Origin of the sequence: uncultured Granulicatella sp. (genome assembly GCF_963515095.1) — a bacterium.
In the GTDB taxonomy this organism is placed as follows: domain Bacteria; phylum Bacillota; class Bacilli; order Lactobacillales; family Aerococcaceae; genus Granulicatella.
Window position 1 is genome coordinate 1 of record NZ_CAUPXD010000046.1, and the last position, 7,585, is coordinate 7,585.

Genomic DNA, 7,585 nt, shown 5'->3' on the forward strand with positions numbered 1-7,585 from the left:
TACTTGACTACGAATCAAGCGGTTACAGGTTCGACTCCTGTTGGGTGCATTTTTTCTATATATAAGTGAATAAGTAGCACCCATAGCTCAATTGGATAGAGTACTTGACTACGAATCAAGCGGTTACAGGTTCGACTCCTGTTGGGTGCATTTTTTCTATATATAAGTGAATAAGTAGCACCCATAGCTCAATTGGATAGAGTACTTGACTACGAATCAAGCGGTTACAGGTTCGACTCCTGTTGGGTGCATTTTTTACTTACGGGAATTAGCTCAGCTTGGTAGAGCACTTGGTTTGGGACCAAGGGGTCGTAGGTTCGAATCCTGTATTCCCGATTTATTGGCAAGTAAGTGCTAGCTTACTTGTCTTTTTTTGTATATAATAAAATTATTAACAAATTGGAGGAATTTTATATGGTATTAGGTAGTATAGAAGCTGGTGGTACAAAGTTTGTTTGTGCGATTGGAAATCATGATATGGAAGTTTTAGAAAGAATATCAATTCCAACCACAACTCCAGAAGAAACTTTACCCAAAGTTTTTGAATTTTTTAAAAAATATGAGCAAGAATTAGAAGCTGTTGGTGTAGGTGCATTTGGACCTATTGATAGTAATAAAAAATCTGCTACATTTGGTTATATTACTTCTACTCCTAAATTAGCATGGCAAAATTTTGATTTTATTGGTGAATTGAAACGTCATTTAAATGTTCCAATCAATTGGACAACGGATGTGAACGCAGCAGCTTATGGTGAATATTATTTTGGTCACGGAAAAGATTTAGAAAGTTTAGTGTATTATACATTTGGAACCGGTGTTGGTGGCGGTGCTATTCAACGTGGTGAATTTGTTGGTGGGATGAATTTCCCTGAAATGGGTCATATGATTGTAAAACGTCATCCAGAAGATACTGCTAAATGTGTTTGTCCTTTCCACTCTGATTGTTTAGAAGGTTTAGCAGCTGGGCCTGCTTTACAAGAAAAAGCGGGACGTCCTGCATTTGAGTTAGAGCCTACTGATTCAATTTGGGATATTGAGGCTTACTATGCTGCACAATGTATTTATAATACGACATTAATTTTAGCACCTGAAGTGATTGTTTTAGGTGGTGGGGTTATGCAGCAGTCTCATTTATTGGAAAAAGTTAAGCAAGAATTTGAGAAATTGATGAATGGTTATGTTGGATATCCTTCTGTTGATGAATATTTACAAACTCCTGCTTTAGGAAATAATGCAGCAACAATTGGATGCTTAGCAATGGCGAAGGCTCTTTTAAAATAGATAGATTCAAGAAATTGACTTCTCTGAATGTAGCATATTGGACGCTAGCAGCTTCGCAAATGCGAATCTCATAGCTAAACTTTGAGCCTATTGTCTCAAAGTTTCCAGTAATATAAGCCAATTTGGCTTATATTACTAATGCTACTGTGAGAAGTCGTTTCTTTTTAAACGGATATAATAAGAGAGCGTTAATAATAACTGACTTCTTATACTGTAGTAATGGACGGCAGTAAACCTTCGGTTTCATGTCTTGAATGCTACTTTCCATGTTTATTTCGTTATCTATTTGTATGAACTCTATACATTGTATAGGGTTCTTTTTTTATTTTTTGTAATTTATTTGTTGACTATTACTAAACTTAGAGTATAATGAGTCATAGTGTTATTAAACTTTTAGTTTAAAGAATGGAGGGGTAAGATGGAAATAGGGAGTCATTTGAAAGCTCTGCGTGTTCAAAAAGGACTTACCCAAGAAGAATTAGCCGAGAGAACGGATTTATCTAAAGGATATATTTCCCAATTGGAAAACGACCTAAGTTCACCTTCGATGGACACATTTTTTGATATTTTAGAAGTATTAGGATGTGCACCAAAGGATTTCTTTGAAGATGGACCAGAAGAAGCTTTAACCGTTTATGGGCCTGAAGATATGACCGTGATGGAGGATCCAAAACATAAAACAATAGTGACTTGGTTAAATCCAGATTCAAATGAACATGAAATGGAACCTGTAATATTAGAGTTTAAACCTCAAGGGGAATACAAAGTTTTTCAACCATCATTATCCGAAACTTTTGGATATGTTCTAGAAGGTAAAGTACAAGTAAAAGTAGGAAAACAAATAGAAGTTGTCTCTAAAGGAGAATCTTTTTATTTTGAAGCTTCTGCTAAACACCAAATTAAAAATGCTGGCAATGAAACAAGTAAGGTGTTAATTGTCGCAACAAATTCTTATTTATAAAAAGGAAGGATTGGTACAAAACATGTCCAACAATGCAATTATTACATTTGAAAATGTTACAAAATCTTATGATGATACTCAAGTTTTAAAAAATATTAACTTTGAAATTGAAAAAGGAAAATTTTATACATTATTAGGTCCTTCAGGATGTGGTAAAACTACTATTCTTCGTATTATTGCTGGTTTTACGGATGCAACAACAGGTTCTGTTACTTTAAATGGAGAAGATGTAACAGATTTACCACCGAATAAACGTAAGGTAAATACTGTATTCCAAGACTATGCATTATTCCCACATATGAATGTGTTTGAAAATATAGCATTTGGCTTACGTTTGAAAAAATTACCTGAAGATGTGATTAAGCAAAAAGTTTCTGAAGCATTAAAATTAGTTCAATTATCAGGATATGAAAAACGTGAGATTGTTCAAATGTCTGGAGGACAACAACAACGTGTAGCGATTGCTCGTGCTTTAGTTAATGAACCAGAGGTTTTATTATTAGATGAACCATTATCAGCATTAGACTTAAAATTAAGAACAGACATGCAGTATGAATTACGTGAATTACAACAACGTTTAGGAATTACATTTATTTTCGTTACACACGACCAAGAAGAAGCTCTTGCGATGAGTGATGAAATTTTCGTATTGAATGGTGGAGAAATTATTCAATCAGGTACTCCAGTAGATATTTATGATGAACCAATCAACCGTTTCGTTGCGGACTTTATCGGGGAAAGTAATATCGTTGCCGGTGTGATGAAGGAAGATTACTTAGTAGAATTTGTTGGTAAAGAATTTGAATGTGCCGATGCCGGTATGCGTCCAAATGAAAAAGTTGAAATCGTTATTCGTCCGGAAGATTTATCTTTAACAAGTGTAGATAAAGGAAAATTAACCGTTGAAGTGGATACACAATTATTCCGTGGAGTTCACTATGAAATTATTTGTTATGACGAAAATAAAAATGAGTGGATGATTCACTCAACGAAGAAAGCAGAAGTTGGCTCTAAAGTTGGTTTATACTTTGAACCACAAGATATTCACGTAATGCGTTTTGGAGAAAGTGAAGAAGAATTTGATGCACGTCTAGAAAGCTATGAGGAAGTGGAGGACAATAGCAATGACTAAAAATTCTCGTATGTTCTTTTCCATTCCATATCTTTTATGGTTGGCATTATTTGTAGTAGCGCCTTTGGCGATGATTTTCTATAAATCATTTTTCGATATTAATAATCAATTAACAATTGGAAACTATACGAATTATTTTTCTTCTGGTAATTATTTAGAAATGACATTTAACTCAGTGTGGTATGCCTTTTTAGTAACATTAGTGACTTTAGTCGTGAGTTATCCAACAGCTTACTTTTTAAGTAAAACTAAACATAAAAATTTATGGTTATTATTAATTATTTTACCAACATGGGTCAATTTATTATTAAAAGCCTATGCTTTTATTGGTATTTTTAGCCAAACAGGTACAGTGAATCAATTCTTATCATTATTTGGAATTGCACCAAAAGAGTTTTTATTTACAGATTTTAGCTTCTTAACAGTAGCTGCTTATATTGAATTACCATTTATGATTTTACCAATTTTCAATGCGGTACAAGAATTACCAAGTTCTTTAATTGCGGCAAGCCGTGACCTTGGGGCGACTCCTTGGCAAACATTAAAAAATGTCGTCATTCCATTAACAATGAGTGGTGTAAGAAGTGGAGTTCAAGCAGTATTTATTCCTTCACTTTCTCTATTCATGTTAACTCGTTTAATTGGGGGGAACCGTGTGATTACATTAGGGACTGCCGTTGAGCAACATTTCTTAGTAACACAAAACTGGGGAATGGGTTCAACAATTGGGGTTGTCTTAATTGTGGCGATGATTGTCTTAATGTTTGTAACACGTGATCGTAGAAAAGGAGGAGAAGCATAATGAAATTAGAGAAAAATCATTGGTTATCAAATGCCTATTTAGTATTTATATTTGCAGTACTGTATGCTCCAATTTTCTATTTGATTTATTACTCATTTAATAGTGGTGGGGGAATGAATGATTTCCAATCCTTTACTTTAGAACATTATAGGGCTGTTCTTGGCGATACAAGATTAATTGGTATTGTAATTGATACTTTAGTTTTAGCTTTGTTATCAGCTCTATGTGCAACAATTATTGGTACCCTTGGTGCAATTATGATTGACTTTATTCGTTCAAATAGAAGAAAACAATTTGTTCTTGGAATGAATAATATTTTATTAGTTTCACCAGACGTTATTATCGGGGCAAGTTTATTAATTTTATTTACATTTATTGGATTTAAATTAGGATTTTGGTCTGTACTACTTTCGCATATTGCGTTTAATATTCCGATTGTTGTATTAATGGTTTTACCAAAATTAACAGAAATGAATCGTTCAATGATTACTGCTGCACGTGACTTAGGTGCAAAAAGTTCTCAAGTGTTAACACGTATTATTTTACCATCGATTACACCTGGTATTTTAAGTGGATTCTTTATGGCATTTACGTATTCTTTAGATGATTTTGCGGTAACTTTCTTTGTAACAGGAAATGGATTCTCTACAATTGCGGTTGAGATTTATTCAAGAGCTCGTCAAGGAATTAGTTTACAAATTAATGCTTTAAGTACATTAATGTTCTTATTCTCATTAATTTTAGTGATTGGATATTATTTCATTCAACAATACCAAGCCAAACGTTTAAATCAAAAAAATGCAGAGAATGATTTAGCGAAGGGGGTAATACGATGAAGCGATTAATGATGTTTGTCGGGGCAATTTTAGTCGCAAGTTTTGGGTTATTACTTTTTAGAAAAAATTTTGAAACTGCTATCGCTGGAAATCCTGATACCATTATTGTATACAACTGGGGAGACTATATTGACCCGAGTTTAATTACTCAATTTGAAGAAGAGACTGGTTATAAAGTTATTTATGAAACATTTGATTCCAATGAAGCAATGTATACAAAAATTAAACAAGGTGGAACGAATTATGATGTGGCAATTCCAAGTGAATATGCGATTCATAAAATGTTAAAAGAAGATTTATTAGTGCCATTAGATTATTCTAAAATTGAAGGAATTGAGCATTTAGATGAGAAATTCTTGAATAAGAGTTTTGATCCAAATAATCGTTATAGTATTCCTTATTTCTGGGGAACTTTAGGAATTATTTATAATAAAAAAAATATTGCTGAAGGTGAAATTACGAAATGGTCTGATTTATGGAAAGAGGACTATAAAGATTCGATTTTATTTATCGATGGTGCTAGAGAAATGATGGGAATTGCGCTTCAAACTCAAGGATATTCTTTGAATGAAAAGGATCCTGAAGTTGTAAAAGAAGCGGGTAAATTCTTGAAAACATTAATGCCAAATGCTAAAGCGATTATTGCGGATGAGATGAAGACGTATATGGCGCAAGAGGAAGCTTCCATTGGTGTGTCATTCTCTGGAGAAGCTGCGAAGATGTTGGAGAAAAATGAAGATTTAGCGTATGTCTTACCGGAAGAGGGAACGAACTTATGGTTTGATAATATTGTTATTCCAAAAACAGCTAAAAACTATGATGGTGCGTATCGTTTTATTTCGTTTTTATTGAGACCGGATGTGGCTGCTAAAAATGCGGAATATGTTGGGTACTCAACTCCTAATAAGGATGCTTTAGAGTTGTTGCCGGAAGATGTGACGAGTGATGAAACTTTTTATCCTACGGATGAGCAGATGGAGCATATGGAAGTGTATGAGAATCTAGGTTCTGAGTTGCTAGGGTTGTATAATGACTTGTTCTTGGAGGCTAAGATTTTCCGCAACTAATAGAGGCGAAAGAGACTTTGCTTTATAGTAATAAAGGACGGCAGCAAACCTTTGGTTTCATGCCTAAAAATTGAGCCTAAGGTCTCAATTTTCCCTGTGATATAATCAGCAGTTGCTGATTATATCACTAATATTACTATGCAAAGTCTTTTCTTTTGGAATGATATTTATGAGAGTTCGTTTATGAGTTAGACTTTGCGAGATAGTAGCAAAAGGACGCCAGCAGACCTGCGGTCTCATGGGTAGTGCTGCTATGCAATTTTTTCTGTACTTCATTTTATACTTCAACAAGTGAATTTATTTTAGAAAATATACATAACACTTGCTTTCTAGCTATTTTTTCGGTAGTATAATGCATGGAATAGTAAGTTCTTTAATGGGTACAGAAAGTTCTTCATGGCTGAGAGAGAACCCCCGCTTTTAGAATTGAACCTACCAATAGATTGATTATGAAAATAATCCGGTTTGCGTACCGTTATCACGTTCCAAGAGACATTTAACAATGAAAATGTAATTAAAGGTGGTACCGCGAGTCATTCGTCCTTTTATAGGAGGAGTGGCTCTTTTTGTTCCACAATCATTAGAAAAGGAGTGCTACTATGGCAGAAAAAACAAATTTACAAAGAGAAGATTTCTCAAAATGGTATATTCAAACCATTCAAAAAGCTGATTTAATGGATTATTCACCAGTGCGTGGATGTATGATTTTCAAACCAGACGGATATGAAATTTGGGAACATATTCAAGAAGAATTTAACCGTCGCTTTAAAGAGGAAGGAATTCGTAATGCTTACTTCCCAATGTTAATTCCAGAAAGCTTCTTCACAAAAGAAGCGGATCATATTGAAGGATTTGCTCCAGAATTACCATGGGTAACAGAAGCAGCAGGTGAAAAATTAGAAGAGCGTTTAGCTTTACGTCCAACAAGTGAAACAATGATTGGAACTGCATTCTCAAACTGGATTAATTCATACCGTGATTTACCATATGAAGTAAACCAATGGGCAAATGTATTCCGTTGGGAAAAGAAAACTTTACCATTCTTACGTACATCAGAATTTTTATGGCAAGAAGGACATACAGCTCATGCAGATGAAGCAGATGCACGTAGTCGTACAATGAGAATGTTAGATATTTATAAAGAAGTAGTAGAAGGTGTATTAGCAGTTCCTGTCTATGAAGGACAAAAAACTCCATCAGAACGTTTTGCTGGTGCAGTAGATACTTACTCAATCGAAGCAATGATGAAAGATGGAAAAGCTGTACAAGCTGGAACTTCTCATTATATGGGTACAAAATTTGCGGAAGCATTTGATATTAAATATTTAACAAAAGAAAATGAACATGTGCATGCACATACAACTTCATGGGGAGTTTCTACTCGTTTAATCGGTTCATTAATTATGACACACGGAGACGAACAAGGATTAGTATTACCTCCAAAAGTAGCGCCAACACAAGTAGTTTTAATTCCAGTTGGACCATGGAAGAAAAATCCAGCTATCT

Annotated in this window: 7 protein-coding genes, 3 tRNA genes and 1 other annotated feature; all 10 genes read left to right on the forward strand. The window is 34.3% G+C overall.

The genetic code is table 11. The features are described 5' to 3' along the window. Window positions 1-76: 76 nt before the first annotated feature. A tRNA-Arg gene (locus tag RWL86_RS07965) sits at window positions 77-150 on the forward strand. 27 nt (window positions 151-177) lie between these two features. Next, window positions 178-251 (forward strand) — tRNA-Arg (locus RWL86_RS07970). Window positions 252-262: 11 nt separating this feature from the next. Next, a tRNA-Pro gene (locus tag RWL86_RS07975) sits at window positions 263-336 on the forward strand. A gap of 78 nt (window positions 337-414) precedes the next feature. After that, window positions 415-1,281, forward strand: coding sequence for an ROK family protein (locus tag RWL86_RS07980; RefSeq protein WP_314078659.1), 867 nt, complete (start codon window positions 415-417; stop codon window positions 1,279-1,281). Between the two features lie 418 nt (window positions 1,282-1,699). Beyond that, on the forward strand, window positions 1,700-2,242 hold the full coding sequence (locus tag RWL86_RS07985; protein ID WP_006703927.1) for a helix-turn-helix domain-containing protein: 543 nt from the start codon (window positions 1,700-1,702) through the stop codon (window positions 2,240-2,242). Window positions 2,243-2,264: 22 nt separating this feature from the next. After that, the gene (locus tag RWL86_RS07990; protein WP_314078663.1) at window positions 2,265-3,374 is read left to right on the forward strand and encodes an ABC transporter ATP-binding protein; all 1,110 of its coding nucleotides are present in this window, start codon (window positions 2,265-2,267) and stop codon (window positions 3,372-3,374) included. After that, entirely contained in the window at window positions 3,367-4,176 is an 810-nt protein-coding gene (locus RWL86_RS07995) for an ABC transporter permease (RefSeq protein ID WP_314078665.1), read from the forward strand. The genes RWL86_RS07990 and RWL86_RS07995 overlap by 8 nt, the downstream gene beginning before the upstream one ends. Beyond that, window positions 4,176-5,012: an ABC transporter permease gene (locus tag RWL86_RS08000; RefSeq protein ID WP_314078666.1), complete on the forward strand. Its 837-nt coding sequence runs from the start codon at window positions 4,176-4,178 to the stop codon at window positions 5,010-5,012. The genes RWL86_RS07995 and RWL86_RS08000 overlap by 1 nt, the downstream gene beginning before the upstream one ends. Next, window positions 5,009-6,079 carry an ABC transporter substrate-binding protein gene (locus tag RWL86_RS08005; protein ID WP_314078669.1) on the forward strand — a complete coding sequence of 357 codons (1,071 nt, stop codon included), beginning with the start codon at window positions 5,009-5,011 and terminating at the stop codon, window positions 6,077-6,079. The genes RWL86_RS08000 and RWL86_RS08005 overlap by 4 nt, the downstream gene beginning before the upstream one ends. 343 nt (window positions 6,080-6,422) lie before the next feature. Continuing rightward, window positions 6,423-6,627 (forward strand) — a binding site (T-box leader). Window positions 6,628-6,678: 51 nt separating this feature from the next. Then, a partial coding sequence (locus tag RWL86_RS08010) for an aminoacyl--tRNA ligase-related protein (RefSeq protein ID WP_314078672.1) occupies window positions 6,679-7,585 on the forward strand: 907 nt, incomplete at its 3' end.